This is a genomic window from Anaeromyxobacter sp. PSR-1 (genome assembly GCF_000964525.1).
Lineage (GTDB): Bacteria > Myxococcota > Myxococcia > Myxococcales > Anaeromyxobacteraceae > Anaeromyxobacter.
On record NZ_BAZG01000095.1, the window covers coordinates 1 to 15,210 of the forward strand.

At 78.1% G+C, this 15,210-nt stretch carries 16 protein-coding genes; 13 read left to right on the forward strand and 3 right to left on the reverse strand.

Annotation, left to right across the window (positions count from 1 at the left end; genetic code table 11):
- A partial coding sequence (locus PSR1_RS14255; protein WP_059438184.1) for a SpoIID/LytB domain-containing protein occupies nt 1–1,588 on the forward strand: 1,588 nt, incomplete at its 5' end.
- 7 nt (nt 1,589–1,595) lie between these two features.
- Here the strand turns inward: PSR1_RS14255 and PSR1_RS14260 are convergent.
- A complete protein-coding gene (locus PSR1_RS14260) occupies nt 1,596–1,982 on the reverse strand; it encodes a rhodanese-like domain-containing protein (RefSeq protein WP_059438185.1) in 387 nt (128 codons plus the stop codon).
- A gap of 83 nt (nt 1,983–2,065) precedes the next feature.
- Entirely contained in the window at nt 2,066–2,323 is a 258-nt protein-coding gene (locus PSR1_RS14265; RefSeq protein ID WP_152643357.1) for a hypothetical protein, read from the reverse strand.
- Between the two features lie 133 nt (nt 2,324–2,456).
- Here PSR1_RS14265 and PSR1_RS14270 point away from each other — a divergent pair, with 133 nt between their 5' ends.
- Nucleotides 2,457–3,911, forward strand: a complete 1,455-nt coding sequence (locus PSR1_RS14270; protein ID WP_059438187.1) for a sigma-54 dependent transcriptional regulator — start codon at nt 2,457–2,459, stop codon at nt 3,909–3,911.
- A gap of 58 nt (nt 3,912–3,969) precedes the next feature.
- Here PSR1_RS14270 and PSR1_RS14275 read toward each other — a convergent pair whose 3' ends face one another.
- A complete protein-coding gene (locus PSR1_RS14275) occupies nt 3,970–4,161 on the reverse strand; it encodes a hypothetical protein (RefSeq protein WP_059438188.1) in 192 nt (63 codons plus the stop codon).
- Nucleotides 4,162–4,452: 291 nt separating this feature from the next.
- Here PSR1_RS14275 and PSR1_RS14280 point away from each other — a divergent pair, with 291 nt between their 5' ends.
- From PSR1_RS14280 to PSR1_RS14330, 11 genes are all read left to right on the forward strand, one after another.
- Nucleotides 4,453–5,031, forward strand: a complete 579-nt coding sequence (locus PSR1_RS14280; RefSeq protein WP_059438189.1) for a polysaccharide biosynthesis/export family protein — start codon at nt 4,453–4,455, stop codon at nt 5,029–5,031.
- 40 nt (nt 5,032–5,071) lie between these two features.
- Nucleotides 5,072–6,196: a hypothetical protein gene (locus PSR1_RS14285; protein WP_059438190.1), complete on the forward strand. Its 1,125-nt coding sequence runs from the start codon at nt 5,072–5,074 to the stop codon at nt 6,194–6,196.
- A 13-nt stretch (nt 6,197–6,209) separates the two neighbouring features.
- Nucleotides 6,210–7,580 (forward strand): Wzz/FepE/Etk N-terminal domain-containing protein, encoded by a 1,371-nt coding sequence (locus PSR1_RS14290; RefSeq protein ID WP_059438191.1) that lies wholly within the window; start codon nt 6,210–6,212, stop codon nt 7,578–7,580.
- A gap of 23 nt (nt 7,581–7,603) precedes the next feature.
- Nucleotides 7,604–8,356: a CpsD/CapB family tyrosine-protein kinase gene (locus PSR1_RS14295; RefSeq protein ID WP_059438192.1), complete on the forward strand. Its 753-nt coding sequence runs from the start codon at nt 7,604–7,606 to the stop codon at nt 8,354–8,356.
- A complete protein-coding gene (locus tag PSR1_RS14300; RefSeq protein ID WP_237757976.1) occupies nt 8,353–8,514 on the forward strand; it encodes a hypothetical protein in 162 nt (53 codons plus the stop codon). The genes PSR1_RS14295 and PSR1_RS14300 overlap by 4 nt, the downstream gene beginning before the upstream one ends.
- An 84-nt stretch (nt 8,515–8,598) precedes the next feature.
- On the forward strand, nt 8,599–9,990 hold the full coding sequence (locus PSR1_RS14305; RefSeq protein WP_059438193.1) for a sugar transferase: 1,392 nt from the start codon (nt 8,599–8,601) through the stop codon (nt 9,988–9,990).
- Entirely contained in the window at nt 9,990–11,000 is a 1,011-nt protein-coding gene (gene yvcK, locus PSR1_RS14310; RefSeq protein ID WP_059438194.1) for a gluconeogenesis factor YvcK family protein, read from the forward strand. The genes PSR1_RS14305 and yvcK overlap by 1 nt, the downstream gene beginning before the upstream one ends.
- Nucleotides 11,001–11,007: 7 nt before the next feature.
- Nucleotides 11,008–12,138 carry a GNAT family N-acetyltransferase gene (locus PSR1_RS14315; RefSeq protein WP_059438195.1) on the forward strand — a complete coding sequence of 377 codons (1,131 nt, stop codon included), beginning with the start codon at nt 11,008–11,010 and terminating at the stop codon, nt 12,136–12,138.
- On the forward strand, nt 12,129–13,319 hold the full coding sequence (locus PSR1_RS14320) for a DegT/DnrJ/EryC1/StrS family aminotransferase (RefSeq protein ID WP_059438197.1): 1,191 nt from the start codon (nt 12,129–12,131) through the stop codon (nt 13,317–13,319). Before PSR1_RS14315 ends, PSR1_RS14320 begins: the two co-directional genes overlap by 10 nt.
- Nucleotides 13,316–14,491, forward strand: coding sequence for a GNAT family N-acetyltransferase (locus PSR1_RS14325; protein ID WP_059438196.1), 1,176 nt, complete (start codon nt 13,316–13,318; stop codon nt 14,489–14,491). The genes PSR1_RS14320 and PSR1_RS14325 overlap by 4 nt, the downstream gene beginning before the upstream one ends.
- Nucleotides 14,492–14,509: 18 nt before the next feature.
- Nucleotides 14,510–15,210: polysaccharide deacetylase family protein (locus PSR1_RS14330; RefSeq protein WP_152643358.1), on the forward strand; the 701-nt coding region annotated here is incomplete at its 3' end.

Consider the following 15,210-nt stretch of genomic DNA (forward strand, 5'->3'; position numbering starts at 1 on the left):
CGCGCCGCCGCCGGCCGCCGACCTCGCCGATCCGCTCGACCTGCTCTGGGGGCACCGGCTGGAGTTCGCGCCGGGCGGCGAGCCGCTCGTCACCATCCGGCTCATGGAGGGCCAGCGCGAGATCGCGTTCCGCCCGCTCGCCCCGGCGCGCGTGCTCCTGCGCGGGGGCGGCGAGCTCCGGGTCGAGGCCGGCACGCGGCTGCGGGTCGTCGCGCGCGAGGCCGTCCCGGCGGTGCTGGCGTGGCGCGCCCTGCTCGAGGAGGCGCCGCTCGCCGATCGCGCGCGCCTCGAGGCGCAGGCGCAGGCCTGGCGGGTCCGCGGCGTGCGCGCCGAGACGCGCGTGGCGGGCGCGGTGTACGGCATCGCCGGGCGCGTGGTGGACAACCGCCGCGCGCTGCTGCTGGTCGACGGCGACGGCACGCAGGCGGGGGCGCGCGCGGTCGTGGAGACGCTCCGGGCCGCGCACGGCACGCGGGCCACGCTGCACGCCACGCTGGTGGGCCGGCCGTCCGGGCGGCTCGAGCTGCGCGGGGAGGGTGGGGCGCCGCTGGGCGAGGCGGACGCCGCGCTCACGCTCGCGGTCGAGGGCGAGGCGGGGTTCCTGGTGGAGGGCGTCGAGCACGAGCACGGGCGCGCCGGCCGGGCCCGCGAGGACCGCACCTACCGCGGCCGCCTGTACCTCACGCTCGACGCGGGCGGCGCGCTCGCGGCCGTGCACGGCGTGCCGCTCGAGGAGCTGCTGCGGGGGCTGGTGCCGAGCGAGATGCCGGCCTCGTCGCCGCGCGCGGCGCTGGAGGCGCAGGCGGTGACCGCCCGCTCCAACGTGCTGGCGCAGATCGGCACGCGCCACCTGACCGATCCGTTCATGCTCTGCGCCGAGGTGCACTGCCAGGCGTACCGCGGCGACGGGGCCCGCACCGGCCGCACCGACGCGGCGGTGCTCGCGACGCGCGGCGAGGCGCTGTTCGGCCGCGCCGACCGCATCCTGGTGAACGCGGTCTACTCGGCGATGTGCGGCGGCCACGGCGAGCACAACGACGCGGTGTGGGACGGCACGCCGGACCCGAGCCTGCGCGGGCGGCCCGATCTCCCGCCCGGCGCGGCGGCGCGCTGGCCGGTGGGCCTGGGCACCGACGCGCTGCTGCGCCGGTTCCTGGTGGCGGGCTCCGAGGCCTACTGCGCGCGCGCCACGGGCGCGAGCCGCGGCCGCTTCCGCTGGACGCGCCGGCTGGATGCGGCGGCGCTGGCGCGGGTGGGCGCCGAGCTCGGGATCGGTCCGGTGACCGCGCTGCGCGTGACGGCGCGGGGCGTGTCCGGCCGCGCGCGCGAGCTGGAGGTGACGGGCGCGGCGGGGCGGGCCGAGGTCCGCGGAGAGCTGCGCATCCGCCGGCTGCTCGGGGACCTCCCCTCGGCGATGTTCCTGGTCGAGCCGGAGCCGGGCGGCGCGCTGTCGCTGCGCGGGGGCGGCTGGGGGCACGGCGCCGGGATGTGCCAGTGGGGCGCGGTGGGGCGCGCCGAGGCCGGGCAGGACCACCGCGAGATCCTCCGCGCCTACTACTCGGGCGCCGAGGTCTCCCGCATCTACTGACTGTAATCTACCGGGTGGACTCGAGCGGCCCCGGCCACGCGTCGGCGCGCTGGAGGTCGTGGAGCCGCGAGTAGCCGAGCTCGCGGAGCGCCTTCGCCGCGATGGCGCTCCGGCGGCCGCTCCGGCAGTAGAGCACGAGGGTGGCGTCGCGGTCCGGGAGCTCGCCGGGCGCGCGGCGCGCGAGCTCGTCGTACGGGATGTTGACCGCCCCCGGCGCGTGGCCGGCCGCGAACTCCTGCGGCGTGCGCACGTCCACCAGCCGGGCGCCGCCGTCCACCAGCGCCTTCGCCGCGGGACCGTCCACCACCGGGGCGGCGGGCGGGCCGGCGGGCGCGCGGCTGCAGGCGGTCAGGGCGGCGACGACGAGGGCGGCGGCGAGGCGGGCTCCGGACATGGCGTGGGCTCCGAGGATGGGTGGCTGCAGGGCGAGAGCCGCGGTGGGGGCGCGGAGGTTCGCCGCGCCACGCAGGGGGCCGCTCAGCGCCGATCGAGGTCGTCGAGGTGGAGGGTGTGGGTGCGGCGGCGGCGGCGCAGCGACAGCAGCGCGACGCCCGCCGCCACCAACGCGAGCACGCCCACCAGGGCCTCCACCAGCGCGATGCGCTGCAGCAGCACCGGGTCGCCGCCCGGCGTGCGGGCGCCGTCCCAGGCCTGCCACGCCCTCACCAGCATGAACGCCCCGCCCACGAGGAGCAGCACCGCGCGGAGCAGGACCCTCGGTCGCGACAGTCGCACGCGGGAGGTATCGCACGGAAGCCGCGCGCGCGCACGCTCGCTCGGCCGCCGCCGCGATCGGGCCGGTGCCGGGCGTCGGAGGTGGCGCCAGCTTCTCCTCGGCGGCACTCCGCCGCCACTGAACGGAAACCGGATGGACAACGACTGCACCGTGCTCGTCATCGAGGACGACGACGAGGCCCGGGCACCCCTGTGCGAGTTCCTCGGCGCGGCCGGCTACCGCGTGCGCGCCGCCCGCGGCGGCGGCGAGGCGCTGGCCGAGCTGGGCGCCGCGCCGGCGGGGGCGGTGCTGCTCGACCTGGTGATGCCCGAGCCCGACGGCTTCGAGGTGCTGCGCCGGGTGCGCGAGCGGGACCCGGCGCTGCCGGTCATCGTGCTGTCGGCCCTGTCGCAGACCGAGGACGTGGTGCGCGCCATGAAGCTCGGCGCCACCGACTACCTGCCGAAGCCGTTCGATCCCGCCGAGCTGGAGCTGGTGCTGCGGCGCGCGCTGGACGGGCGCGGGCGAGCGCGCGCGGACGCGGCGCGGAGCGGGGCCGTGGCCGAGGCGCCGGACCCCGGCGCCATCCCGCTGCTCTCCGGCGCGATGGACCGCGTCCGCGAGCTGGTGGAGCGGATCGCGGACACCGACGTGCCGGTGCTGCTGGTCGGCGAGAGCGGCGTGGGCAAGGACGTCATCGCGCGGCGCATCCACGCGGAGAGCCGGCGCGCCGCGCGGCCCTTCGTGAAGATCAACTGCGCCGCGCTGCCGGGCGAGCTGCTCGAGAGCGAGCTGTTCGGCCACGAGAAGGGCGCGTTCACCGGCGCGCACGCGGAGAAGCCCGGCAAGTTCGAGCTGGCGCACGAGGGGACCATCTTCCTCGACGAGATCGGCGAGATGGACCCGCGGCTGCAGGCCAAGCTGCTCCAGGTGCTGCAGGACGAGGAGTTCTACCGGGTGGGCGGGAAGCGGCCGGTGCGGGTGGACGCGCGCGTGGTCGTCGCCACCAACCGGAACCTCGAGCTGGCCATCCGGCAGGGCAGCTTCCGCGAGGACCTCTTCTACCGCCTCAACGTGGTGACCGTCCGCGTGCCGCCGCTGCGCGAGCGCAAGGAGGAGATCGGGCCGCTGGTCCGGCACTTCGTGCGGAAGTACCGCGAGCGCTACCAGGGCGGGCTGGAGGAGGTGCCGCCGGAGGTGATGGAGCGCTTCCACGCGTACGACTGGCCGGGCAACGTCCGCGAGCTGGAGAACCTGGTGCGGCGGCTGGTGGTGCTGCGCGATCCGGCCATGGTGCTCGGGGAGCTGGGCGCGCCGCGGGCCGCGGCGGCCGGGCCGGCGCCGGTGAACGTGGCCGCGAACCACGTGCGGCCCGGCGCCCCCGCGCTCCACGCCGCGCTCCCGGAGGACGCGCCGCTGAAGGACGTGGCCCGCCGGGCGGCGCGGATCGCCGAGCGCGAGGCGATCCTGCGCGCGCTCATGCGCACCGGCTGGAACAAGCGGAAGGCCGCGAAGCGGCTGCAGGTGAGCTACAAGGCGCTGCTCTACAAGATCAAGGACTGCGGGATCGTGGACCCGCGCGACGCCGCCACCGTGGACGAGGCCTGACGCGGGCGCCGGGACCGCGCCGCCCCCGGCTCGCGCGGCCGCGCGCGGCGCCGCGCCGCTATGCGGCCGCCTCCTTCGTCGCGATGGCGCGGGTGCGCCGCGGCCGGGGCCCCGTCCGCGCGCTCACCGCGAGGAAGCCGAAGCCCAGCCCGATCAGCACCGCCGGCTCGATCCAGGGCAGCGGGAACAGCCTGCAGATCATCATCCCGGCCCCGAACAGGCCGATCGTCCACGCCGCCGCCCTCAGCATCGGTCCCCTCCGGCGCGCGCGGGCCGACTACCGCCGCCGCGTCCTCCCGAACGTTCGGGCGTCCAGGCGCGCGCGGCAACGCGGGCACGGCGGTTCCGCGCGCGAGGAAAAACATTCGCCTGCGCCGCCCGCGCCGTTCCGCGACGGCGGGCGCCCGGCCGCGCGGCCCGGCCCGGACCGCCCGCCGAGCGCCGGTTCTCGCCGGCCGTCGCGCCGCGGGCGGGCCGGTGGCATGCGCCGTGCTCGGTGCGAGCGCGTCCGATTGGCGGAGAGCCGCACCGGGGGAACGGAATGGCGCGTGGCAACGTGGCGATGACGGCGGTCCTGCTCCTGTCGGCGGCGTGCGCGGGGAAGAGCGCGTCCGAACGGGCCGGCACACGTCCCGATGCGGGCGAGTACCGCATCGGGCGCGAGGACGTGCTCGAGGTGGTGGTGTGGCACGAACCGGAGCTGACCCGCGTGGTGCCGGTGCGCCCCGACGGGCGCATCTCGCTCCCGCTCGCCGGCGAGGTCGAGGCGGCGGGCAAGACGCCGGCGGAGCTGCAGACCGGCCTGAGCAAGGCGCTCGGGACGTACATCAAGGATCCGGCGGTGGCGGTGCTGGTGCGCGAGATCAATGCCGCGCGCGTGTTCGTGCTGGGCGAGGTGGCGCGGCCGGGCGGGTTCCCGCTGCGCGGCCCGATGTCGGTGGTCCAGGCCATCGCGCTGGCCGGGGGGCGCACGCCCTACGGCGGCGACGAGGTGGTGTGGCTCCGGCAGAAGCCGGACGGCGGCGCCGATCGCGTGCGGCTGTCCTTCGACGACCTGGTGAAGGGGGAGGCGGCGGGTGCGCTCTGGCTCAAGGGCGGTGACGTCCTGTACGTGCCGTAGGGCGGCGCGGCCTCCGGCGGAGCGCGGGCGAGGACGGGCGATGGGTGCGCGGCGCGGGCTCGGGGTCGCGGTGCTGTGGGCCGCGCTCCTGGCGCCGGCCGCGCGGGTGGCGGCGGTGACGGTGGCGGAGCCCATCGCCCGTCTGTCCCTGGAGGGCGGCTACGACTCCAACGCGCTCTACCTGGGGCAGGGCGGGGATCGCACCGGGCGCATCTCGCCCGACGTGGGCTTCCGGCTGCTCGACCACCTGTTCAAGCTCACCGCCACCTACGGCGGCGACTGGCTGGTGTACGAGCGGCTCGCGTCGCACGGGATCTGGAACCACCGCGGCGCGCTCGACCTGGAGGCGGCCCCCACGCGCCGGTCGCGGGTGACCGCGACGGCGCGCGGCGGCTATGCCTTCGACCCGGTCGGCCTGGCGCAGATGGGCATCTTCCGCACGGGCCAGCGCTCCGCGTGGACGGTGCAGGGCCGGGGCCGCGCGGAGTGGGACGCGTCGCGGCGGCTCGAGCTGGCGCTGACCGCGACGGAGCGGACGGTGGTGTTCTCCGACCGGAGCGGCGGCGCGATGCACGCCCCCGGCGCGGAGGCGCTGTGGCACGCGAGCGAGCGGCTCGCGGTGGGCGCGGCCTACGCGGCGGGGCTGTTCCAGGGCTTCGACCCGGCCGGCGACTCGCTGGCGTGGTCGCAGGGACTCCGCGCCAGGGCCCGCTACCGGATCACCCGCATGCTGGAGGTGGACGGGTACGCGGGGCCGGCCATGTGGATCGGGACGCGCGACCACGCGCTCGTGCCCGAGGCGGGGGCGGAGCTCCGGCTGGCGCGGCGCGAGCTGGACCTGCGCGTGGCGGTGGCGCACGGCCTGGGGATCGGATCCACCGCGCGCCCCGGCCTGGTGGACTCGGCGGAGGTCGGCGTGGTGCGCAGGTTCGGTCTGCGCTTCGACGTGCGGGGCGACGGCGGGCTCTGGCACTCCGGGGAGGTCCCGAGCGGGCGGAACTCGACGCTCGGGTACGCGGCCTCGGGGGAGGCCGGGATGATGCTGGGGGGCGGGGTCCGCGTCGCCCTCGGCGTGACGCACTTCGCGCGGATCGACGATCCGTCGGCGGACCTTCGGAGGACCACCGTGGGCATCCGGCTCGGGTGGACGCTGCCGGCGCGGTGAGGGGATACGGGACATGGAGCGGACCTACACGATTCACGACCTGTTCGCGGCGCTCCGGCGGCGGAAGGTGATCGCGCTGGTGGTGTCGGTCATCGTGCTCGCGACGGGGGCGGCGCTCGCGCTGCTCACGCCGGCGGAGTACACGGCGTCCTCCACCGTGCAGATCGAGCCGCGCCGGCTCCCGGTGGACTTCTTCCCGGCCCAGGGCGTCGCGCCCTTCGAGGACCGGATGCGGACCATCAAGCACGGCATCCTGGCGCGGCCGGTCCTGGAGAAGGTCGTGAGGGAGACCGACTTCTTCCCGGACCTGCGCGGCGACCTCGACCGGGCGGTCGAGAAGCTGCGGCGCCAGGTCGAGGTCCGGCTCGAGGGCGAGGTGCCCGGCGGCCCGCCCGCGCTGCTCTTCGTGGTGGAGGTGCGCGGCGCCGATCCACGCAAGGTGAAGGCCGCGGCGGAGCTGCTCCCGCGCTCCTACGAGGAGATGACCCGCGAGGTCCTGGCCAGCCAGGCGCGCGCGCTGCGCGAGACGCTCGACGCGCAGGCGACCGAGATGTCGAAGGCGCTCGCCGACCACGAGCGCAAGATCCTCGGCTTCAAGCTGGAGCACGCCGCCGAGCTGCCGGAGATGATCGACACGAACGCGCGCGCCGCCGCGCGCGCCCAGGCGCTGGTGGAGATGCACCTCTCCGCGATCGCCGACGCCCGGCGCCGCCGCAACACGGTGCTGGCGTCGATCCCGGAGGGCCCGAGCGCGCCCGGCATGAGCGAGGCCGCGCTCGACGCCGCGACGCGGCGGGTGCAGGCGGCCGAGGCGGCCTACGGGCCGGAGCACCCCGACGTGCGCCGCGCGCGGCGCGAGCTGCAGGAGGCGCAGGCGCGCCGCGACGAGGAGCTCGACGGCTACCGCAAGGGCCGGGTCTCGGAGCAGCTGGCGCGCCTCGACGAGGAGGTCGCGGAGCACCAGCAGGCGCTGACCGGGCTCCAGGCCGAGCTCGCCTCCTACCAGAAGCGCGTCGAGGCCGCGCCGCGCTGGGGCCAGGAGCTGGCGGCGCGCTCGCGGGACTACGAGGTGCTCCGCGCGAAGTACGTCTCGACCGTCTCCCGGCGCGCCGACGCGGCCGCCGCCGAGCAGCTCCTCGCGGCCGACGGCCAGGCGCTGTTCCGCGTGATCGAGCCGGCGCTCGCGCCCACGCGCCCGTCGGCGCCGGATCGCGGCCGCATGCTCCTGCTCGCGCTGCTCGCGAGCGTCGCCGCCGGCCTGGCCGCGGCCGGCCTGGCGGAGTGGCTCGACGGCTCCATGCGCGGTCCCGAGGACGCGGCCGCGCTGGGGGTGCCGGTCCTCGCCGCCATCCCGCGCATCGGGCCCCGCAGCCACGCGTCGTGAACCCGTCACCCGGAGCGAACGCCATGATCCCCGCCGAGACGCTGAACGCCGCCTTCCCGACCCTCGCGCCGGAGAGCCGCCTGGTCGCGCTGGACGCGCCGGACTCGCCGGCCGCGGAGCAGTACCGCGTCCTGTACCAGCGCGTGCTCCGCCTCGCCGCCCGCCGCCCCATGCGCGTCCTGGCCATCACCTCCGCCGGCCGCGGCGAGGGGCGCACCACCACCGCCGCCAACCTGGCGCTGACCGCCGCGCAGGAGGGGCGGGCGACGATCCTGGTCGAGGCCGACCTGCGCCGGCCGGTGCTGGCCGCGCGCTTCGGGCTCGCGCCGCGGGCCGGCCTGGCCGAGGTGCTGGAGGGCGCGGCCGAGCTGGCGCAGGCGGTGGTGCGGGTGGGCCCGCTGGCGGTGCTGTGCGCCGGCGACCCGCGGGATCCGGCCCAGGCGCTCCGCAGCCCGCGCGCCATGGCGGTGATGGACCAGCTCCGCGCCGCCTACGAGCACGTCATCCTCGACGCGCCGCCGGCGCTGGCGGGCGCGGACGGCGACCGGCTCGCGCAGGCGGCGGACGCGGCCCTGCTGGTGGTGCGCTCGGGGACGACCCCGCGCCAGGTGGTGCGGCTCGCGCTGGACGCGCTGGGTGAGCGCGCGGCCGGCGTGGTGCTGAACGGGGTGGACGCCGGGACCGTGGCGCACGGGCGCTGGATCTACGGCGACCCGGCGGCGGTCGCGCCGCCGCCGCCCGCGGTGCCCGACGCCCGGCGCGTCGAGCCGCTGTGAGCGCGGTCGCGCTCGTCGCGGTGGATCGCGAGGTGGGGGGCGGCGCCGGTCCGGCGTTCGCGGGCGGCTTCGCGCTCGCGCTCGCGCTGGCGGCTGCCGCCGTCGCCGTGGCGCGCCTGCTCGCGCGCCGTCGGGGCACCGGGTCGGAGCGGCGATGAGGAGGGCTTCTCGCGGGTGATGTGCGGAACGCGGGCAGATCCCAGCTTTCCGTGGGGCCGCGGGGGCGGTCGGGGGGAGGGTGGGTGGTCCGGGTCTTCAACCATTGGTTCTCGCCGCGCAAGGCGTTCTACTTCTTCGCGGAGGAGACCGTGCTCGTGGTGGCGCTGCTCGCGGGCGCGTCGCTGGGGCCGGTCGCCGCGCAGGCCACCGGCGCCGCCGCGCCCATCGCGCCGGCGGTGCTGCGCGCCGGCCTCGCCTCGCTGTTCTTCGCGGGCGCGCTCTACCTCGGCGATCTCTACGACCTGCACGCGGCGGTGCGCGACCGCGCCGACGGGCGGCGGCTGCTCCGGGCGCTCGGGGTCGCGACCATCGCGCTCGCCGTCGCCGACCTCTCGCTCGACCTGGTGCTCCCGGGCTGGATGCTGCACCGCTCGGTGGTGCTCGCCGCGGCGGGCGGCGCGCTCGGCGTGATCGGGGCGCGCGCGCTGATGCCCGCGGTGGTGGGGGCGCCCACCCGCGTGCTGTTCCTGGGCGCCGGGCCGCGCGCGCGCGACCTGGCGCGGGCGGTGGAGCGCGAGGCGGACGGCCTGTGGGCGGTGGCCGGGTTCGTGGTGCCGGAGGGCAGCCGCACGCCGGCGGTGGTGCCGCCGGAGGCGCTGCGGCAGGGGCCGGTGCTGGAGGTGGTGCGGCAGGCGCGGGCGCAGGTGGTGGTGGTGGCGATGGAGGACCGGCGCGAGGGGCTGCCGGTGGACGCGCTGCTCGCGCTGCGCACCCGCGGCCTGCGGGTGGTGGACGACGTGGGCTTCGCGGAGGCCACCCTCCAGCGCATCCCGCTGGCGCTGGTCCGGCCGAGCGCGCTCATCTTCGACGAGGGCTTCCGGGTCTCGCGCCTGACCCGCACCGTGAAGCGGGCGCTCGACCTGGGGGTGTCCGCGGTGGGCCTGCTGCTGGGCGCGCCGGTGATGGCCGCGGTGGCCGCCGCCATCTGGCTCTCCGACGGCCGCCCGGTGCTGTACTCGCAGGAGCGCACCGGCCGCGGCGGCCGCCCGTACCGGATCTGGAAGTTCCGCACCATGCGCCGCGACGCCGAGAAGCTCGGCGCCGCGTGGGCCACCGACGACGACCCGCGCGTCCTGCCGGTGGGCCGCTTCCTGCGGCGCGCCCGGCTGGACGAGCTCCCGCAGCTCTGGAACGTGCTGGGCGGGCACATGAGCCTGGTCGGCCCCCGGCCGGAGCGCGCCGTGTTCCTGTCCGAGCTGAAGGCGCGCTGGCCGCTGTTCGCGCTGCGCGAGCTGGTGAAGCCCGGGCTGACCGGCTGGGCGCAGCTCCGCTACGGCTACGGCTCGACCATGGAGGAGCAGGCGAAGAAGCTCGAGTACGACCTGTACTACATCAAGAACACCACCCTGTTCCTCGACCTGGTGTGCCTGCTCGCCACGGCCAAGGTGGTGCTGCTGGGACGGGGGGCGCGGTGATGAGGGTGCTCGAGGAGCGGGTGGAGCGGCGCGTGGCGGCGCCGGCGGCGCGGCCGCTGCGGGTGGTGGCGGCGGGGGGCGGCACCGGCCTGCCGCGCGTGCTGGCGGGGCTGGCCGGCGGGGTGGACGAGGACGGCGCGCGGGTGGCGGTGACCGCGCTCGTGACCACCGCCGACGACGGCGGGAGCTCCGGCGAGCTGCGGCGCCGCTACGGCGTGCCCGCGACCGGCGACGTGCGCCGCTGCCTGGTGGCGCTGGCCGGCGGCCTCAGCCCGCTCGCGGCGCTGTTCCAGCACCGCTTCGAGGGCGCCGGCGCCCTGGCCGGCCACACGGTCGGGAACGTGGTCCTCACCGCGCTGGCGCAGCGGCACGGGGACTTCGCGAGCGCGGTCGAGGAGGCCGCCGCGATGCTCGGCGCGCGGGGCCGCGTGGTGCCGGCGGCGGACGGCCCGGTGGAGCTGGTCGCGTCGCTGGAGGACGGGCGCGAGGTGGTGGGGGAGTCCGCCATCGCCGCCGCGGGCGGGCGCATCGCCGCGCTGCGGCTGGCGCGCCCGACACCGGCGCCGCGCGAGGCGCTCCAGGCCATCCTCGAGGCGGACCTGGTGGTGCTCGGGCCGGGCAGCCTGTACTCGAGCGTGCTCGCGAGCCTGCTCCCCGACGGCGTCGCGCAGGCGCTCCGCGCCACCGCCGCCACCCGCGTGCTCTGCGTGAACCTGGTGACCGAGCCGGGCGAGACCGATGGGCTCGACGCCGCCGCGCACCTGCGGGCGGTCCGGCGGCAGGCGGGCGACGTGGTGGACGTGGCGCTGGTGCACCGGGGGCCGCAGCCCGCGGCGCACCGCGCGGCGCTCGAGGCCCGGGGCGCCCGCCCGGTGGAGGTGGACCGCGCCGCGCTCGAGGCGCTCGGGGCGGTGCCGGTGGCGGCGGACCTGGCCTCGGCGTCCGAGCCCGGCCGCCACGATCCGCAGAAGCTCGCGGCCGCGCTGCTCGCGCTGGCGCGCGCCCGGTAGGAGACCCATGCCCGGCACCGCCACGCTCCCCGTCGCGCCCGCCCTCCGCAGCCTCCCGTACCGCGTCGAGGCGCTGGAGGGGCGCCGCGCCTTCGACGCGCTCGAGCCGGAGTGGAACGCGCTGCTCGCGCGCGGGCCGGTGGACCTGCCCTACGTGCGCCACGAGTGGCTCGCCGCCTGGCTGGACGCGTTCGCGCCGCGCGCGCCGCTCCGGGTGCTGGTGGCGCGCGATCCGGCCGGCGCCGCGGCCGGCTTCGCGCCGCTCCTCGAGGAGCGGCGCAACGGCGCGACGTGGCTCGTGGCGCCCGCGAACGACCACTCCTGCCGGGTGGAGTGGGCGCTCGGCCCGGACGCGTCGGGCGCGGTGGCGGCGCTGTGGGGCCACCTGCGCGACCGGCTGCGCTGGGACGCGCTCCTGCTGCGCGACCTGCCCCGCGACGGCCCGACCTCGACGCTGCTCGAGCCGCTCGCGCGCGCGGACGGGCACCTCACCGGCCGCTGGGAGTCGCTGCGCACGCCCTACCTCGTGCTGGGCGGGGAGGGCGCGGAGGCGCGGACCTCGTCGAAGCTCCGCGCCAACCTGCGGCGGCGCGCGCGGCGCCTCGGGGAGCTGGGCGCGGTGGCGGTGCGGCGCGAGGACGGCCGCGGCGACCTGGAGGGCGCGCTGCGCGAGCTGTTCGCGCTCGAGGCCGCCGGGTGGAAGGGCGCGCGCGGCACGGCCATGGCCGCCGACCCGCGCACGCTCGCGTTCTACCGCCGCGTGGCCGGGGACGCGGCCCGCCGCGGCGCGCTCGCGCTCCGCGCGCTCACCCTCGACGGCCGCGCGGTGGCGGCGCAGCTCGGGCTGGTCCACCGCGGCGTCTACGCGCTGCCCAAGATCGCCTACGACGAGTCGCTCGCGCAGGTGTCGCCCGGCCAGCTCCTCCACCGCGAGGTGGTGGCGGAGTGCGAGGCGCGCGGCCTCGCGGAGCTGGACTTCCTCGGGCCGGACATGCCCTGGAAGCGCGACTGGGAGCCCCGGCACAGGCCCCATGACTGGCTCTACGTGTACCGGCCGTCGATCGCCGGGCGGGCCATGCACACCTTGAAGCACCGGGTCCGCCCGGCGGTGAAGGAGGCCCTCTCGTGGTGGCGGTGAGCCGAGCCATGGCGTTGCGCGGCGGGACGGCGGCCGGCCCCGCGCGGCGGCGCTACATCCCGGCCCTCCCCACGCTCTGGCCGGGCATGCTCTCGCCGCTGGCGGCCGACCGGCCGCCTCCCTTCCCGTTCGGCGCCCCGCGCATGGTGCGCTTCTACTTCGCCCGCAACGCGGTGTTCCACGCGGTGCGCCTGCTCGGGCTGGCGGGGCGCGAGGTGCTGGTGCCCGCGTACCACCACGGCGTGGAGGTGTCGGCGCTCGCCGCCGCCGGCGCCATCCCGGTGTTCGTGCGCGTGGACGGCCGCATGCGGCTCGACCTCGAGGACCTGGAGGCGCGCCGCGGGCCGCGCGCCGGCGCGATCTACGTCATCCACTACGCCGGCTTCCCGCAGCCCATGGACGAGATCCGGGCGCTGGCGCGGCGGGCGGGGCTGCCGGTGATCGAGGACTGCGCGCTGTCGCTGCTGTCGGCCGAGGGGACCCGGCCGCTCGGCTCCACCGGCGACCTCGCCATCTTCTGCTTCTACAAGGCGCTCCCGGTGCCGAACGGCGGCGCCCTGGTGGTGAACGCGCCCGGGATCGCGGCCGAGCTGCCCGAGCCCGGCGGCGCGCCGCTCGCCTCGACGCTGTCCCACGCGGCGGGCGCGCTGCTCGCGAACGCCGCGTTCCGGCTCGGCGAGGCGGGCGTGGCGCTCCGGGCGGCGGCGCGCGGCGTGGTGCGCACGGCGCGCGGCGCGTCCGGCCGCCTCCGCCCCGTCTCCACCGGCACGAGCACCTTCGACCCGGGCGCGGTCGGGCTGGGGATGAGCGGGCTCTCCGCCGCCATCGCCCGGCGGCTGGACGCGCGCGCGATCGTGGACGCCCGGCGGCGCAACTACTTCCTGCTGCTGGGGCGCCTCCGCGACCTCGCGCCGCCGCCGTTCACCGAGGTGCCCGCGGGCGTGGCGCCGCTGTTCTACCCGCTGCCGTGCGACGACAAGGCCGCGGTGCGCTCCCGCCTGGCCGCGCGCGGCATCGAGGCGGTGGACTTCTGGCGGACGGGCCACCCGCTCTGCCCGCCCGAGGCGTTCCCGGAGGTGACCGCGCTGCGGCGGCGCGTGCTGGAGCTGCCGGTCCACCAGGACCTCGAGCCGGAGGACATGGCCTACGTGGCGGCCTGCGTGCGCGAGGCGCTCGAGTGACGGCCTCTCACCCCTCCGTCGCGGTCCGCTGCTCGACCGACGCCGCGCGGCTCGACGCGCTGCGGCCCGAGTGGTCGGCGCTGCTCGAGCAGGCCGGCCTGCCGACGCCGTTCCTCTCGTGGGAGTGGCTCGCCGCCTGGCGGCGGCACTTCGGCGCGCGGCGGCCGCTCCGGATCCTGGAGGCGCGGGACGCGGCCGGCGCGCTGGCCGGGCTGCTGGTGCTGTCCGGGAGGCCGGGGCTCGGCGCGCGCCGCTGGCAGCTGCTCGGCAACGGCGTCACCGGCGCGGACGGGCTCGACGTGCTGGCGCGGCCCGCCGAGGCGAGCGCGGTGCGGGCGGCGATCGCGGCCGCGGCGCTCGACCTGGACGGCTGGGACGCGCTCGAGCTCGAGGACCTCCCCTGCGGCTCGCCCACGGTCACCGCGCTCCGGGCCGCCGCGGCGGCGCGCGGCGTGCGGGCGCGGGTGGAGCGGCGCTTCGCCTGCCCGGGGTTCGCCGTGGCCGGGACCTGGGACGCGCACCTGCGCGGCATCCGGCGCCGCGAGACGTTCGGGCGGCGGGTGCGGTGGCTGGCGCGGCAGCCGGGCTACCGGATCGAGGTCGCCACGCGCCCGGAGGAGGCGCCCGGCGCGATGGCGGACTTCCTTCGCCTGCATCGCCTGCGCTGGGCCGGCGAGGGCGGCTCCTACGGCATCCCCCCCGGCGCCCCGGAGGCGTTCCACCTCGAGGTGGCGCCGCTGCTGGCCGCGCGCGGGTGGCTGCGGCTCTACCGGCTGTTCGTGGACGGCGAGGCCATCGCCGCGGTGTACGGGCTCGAGGCCGGGCGGCGCTTCCTCTACTACCAGTCCGGCTACGATCCGCGGTGGGCGTCGCGCAGCCCGGGCATGGTGCTGGTCGGGCGGACGGTCGAGGACGCGTACGCGCGCGGCCTCGCCGACTACGACTTCCTGCGCGGCGAGGAGCCGTACAAGCTCGACTGGGCGGCGGACCGGCGCGAGACCTGCGCGGTGCGCCTGCGCGCGCCCTCGCTGCGGGCGGGGACCGCCGCCGCCGCCGAGGAGGCCTGGCGCACCGCCCGGAAGCTCGCGCGGCGGGTGGCGCCGGAGCGCGTCTGGGGCGCGCTGCAGCGGGCGCGGCGCGCGCGAGAGGTGAACGCGGGGGCGGCGCCCTAGCCGCGCCCGGGGAGCCCGATGCCCGAGCGAGCCGACGGGAGCCCGCGCTGGATCGTCCGCCGCGCGCTGAAGGTGGCGGTGGCGGGCGCGCTGCACGCGGCGGGCGCCCATCGCGCGGTGGGGACCCTGCGCCGCCGGCAGGCGGGGGGCGCGCGGGTGCTGGTGGTCTCGTACCACCGCGTCACGCACGACTACCGGGCCAGCGCGCGCGAGGGGCTCGCCTCGCTGCTCGTGTCCGCCGACACCCTTCGCCGCCAGCTGGAGCAGCTCGGGCGGACGCGCGACCTCGTCAGCCTCGCCGACGCGCGCCGCATCCTCGCCGAGCCGCCCGGGACGTCGCGCGCGCGCGACGTCGTCACCGTCACGTTCGACGACGGGTACGCCGACGTCCACGGGGTGGCGCTGCCCATCCTGCGCGCGCTGGGCGCGCCGGCCACCGCGTTCGTGGTGACCGGGCTGGTGGGCACCGCGCGGCGGCTGCCGCACGACCGGATCTACGCGGCCCTCGCCGAGCTGGCCGCGCGCGGGATCCCGCCCGAGCGCGCCGGCCTGCCGCGCGCGCCGCAGGCGCTGCTGGACGCGTGCGCCCGCGCCGGGCCGGCCGCCACGCTGGACCGGCTCATCGCGCGCCTGCCGCACCCGCGCCTGCTCGAGGTGGCGGACGCGCTCGCGGCGCGCGTGGGCCTCGCCGACGCCGACCTGCCCGCGGGCACGCGGGT

Excerpts from the sequence above, each read along its gene's own strand:
- PSR1_RS14260 (WP_059438185.1), bottom strand. The coding sequence starts at position 1,982 with ATGTCCGGAGCCCGCCTCGCCGCCGCCCTCGTCGTCGCCGCCCTGACC.
- PSR1_RS14270 (WP_059438187.1), top strand. The coding sequence starts at position 2,457 with ATGGACAACGACTGCACCGTGCTCGTCATCGAGGACGACGACGAGGCC.
- PSR1_RS14275 (WP_059438188.1), bottom strand. The coding sequence starts at position 4,161 with ATGCTGAGGGCGGCGGCGTGGACGATCGGCCTGTTCGGGGCCGGGATG.
- PSR1_RS14280 (WP_059438189.1), top strand. The coding sequence starts at position 4,453 with ATGGCGCGTGGCAACGTGGCGATGACGGCGGTCCTGCTCCTGTCGGCG.
- PSR1_RS14285 (WP_059438190.1), top strand. The coding sequence starts at position 5,072 with ATGGGTGCGCGGCGCGGGCTCGGGGTCGCGGTGCTGTGGGCCGCGCTC.
- PSR1_RS14290 (WP_059438191.1), top strand. The coding sequence starts at position 6,210 with ATGGAGCGGACCTACACGATTCACGACCTGTTCGCGGCGCTCCGGCGG.
- PSR1_RS14295 (WP_059438192.1), top strand. The coding sequence starts at position 7,604 with ATGATCCCCGCCGAGACGCTGAACGCCGCCTTCCCGACCCTCGCGCCG.
- yvcK (WP_059438194.1), top strand. The coding sequence starts at position 9,990 with ATGAGGGTGCTCGAGGAGCGGGTGGAGCGGCGCGTGGCGGCGCCGGCG.
- PSR1_RS14315 (WP_059438195.1), top strand. The coding sequence starts at position 11,008 with ATGCCCGGCACCGCCACGCTCCCCGTCGCGCCCGCCCTCCGCAGCCTC.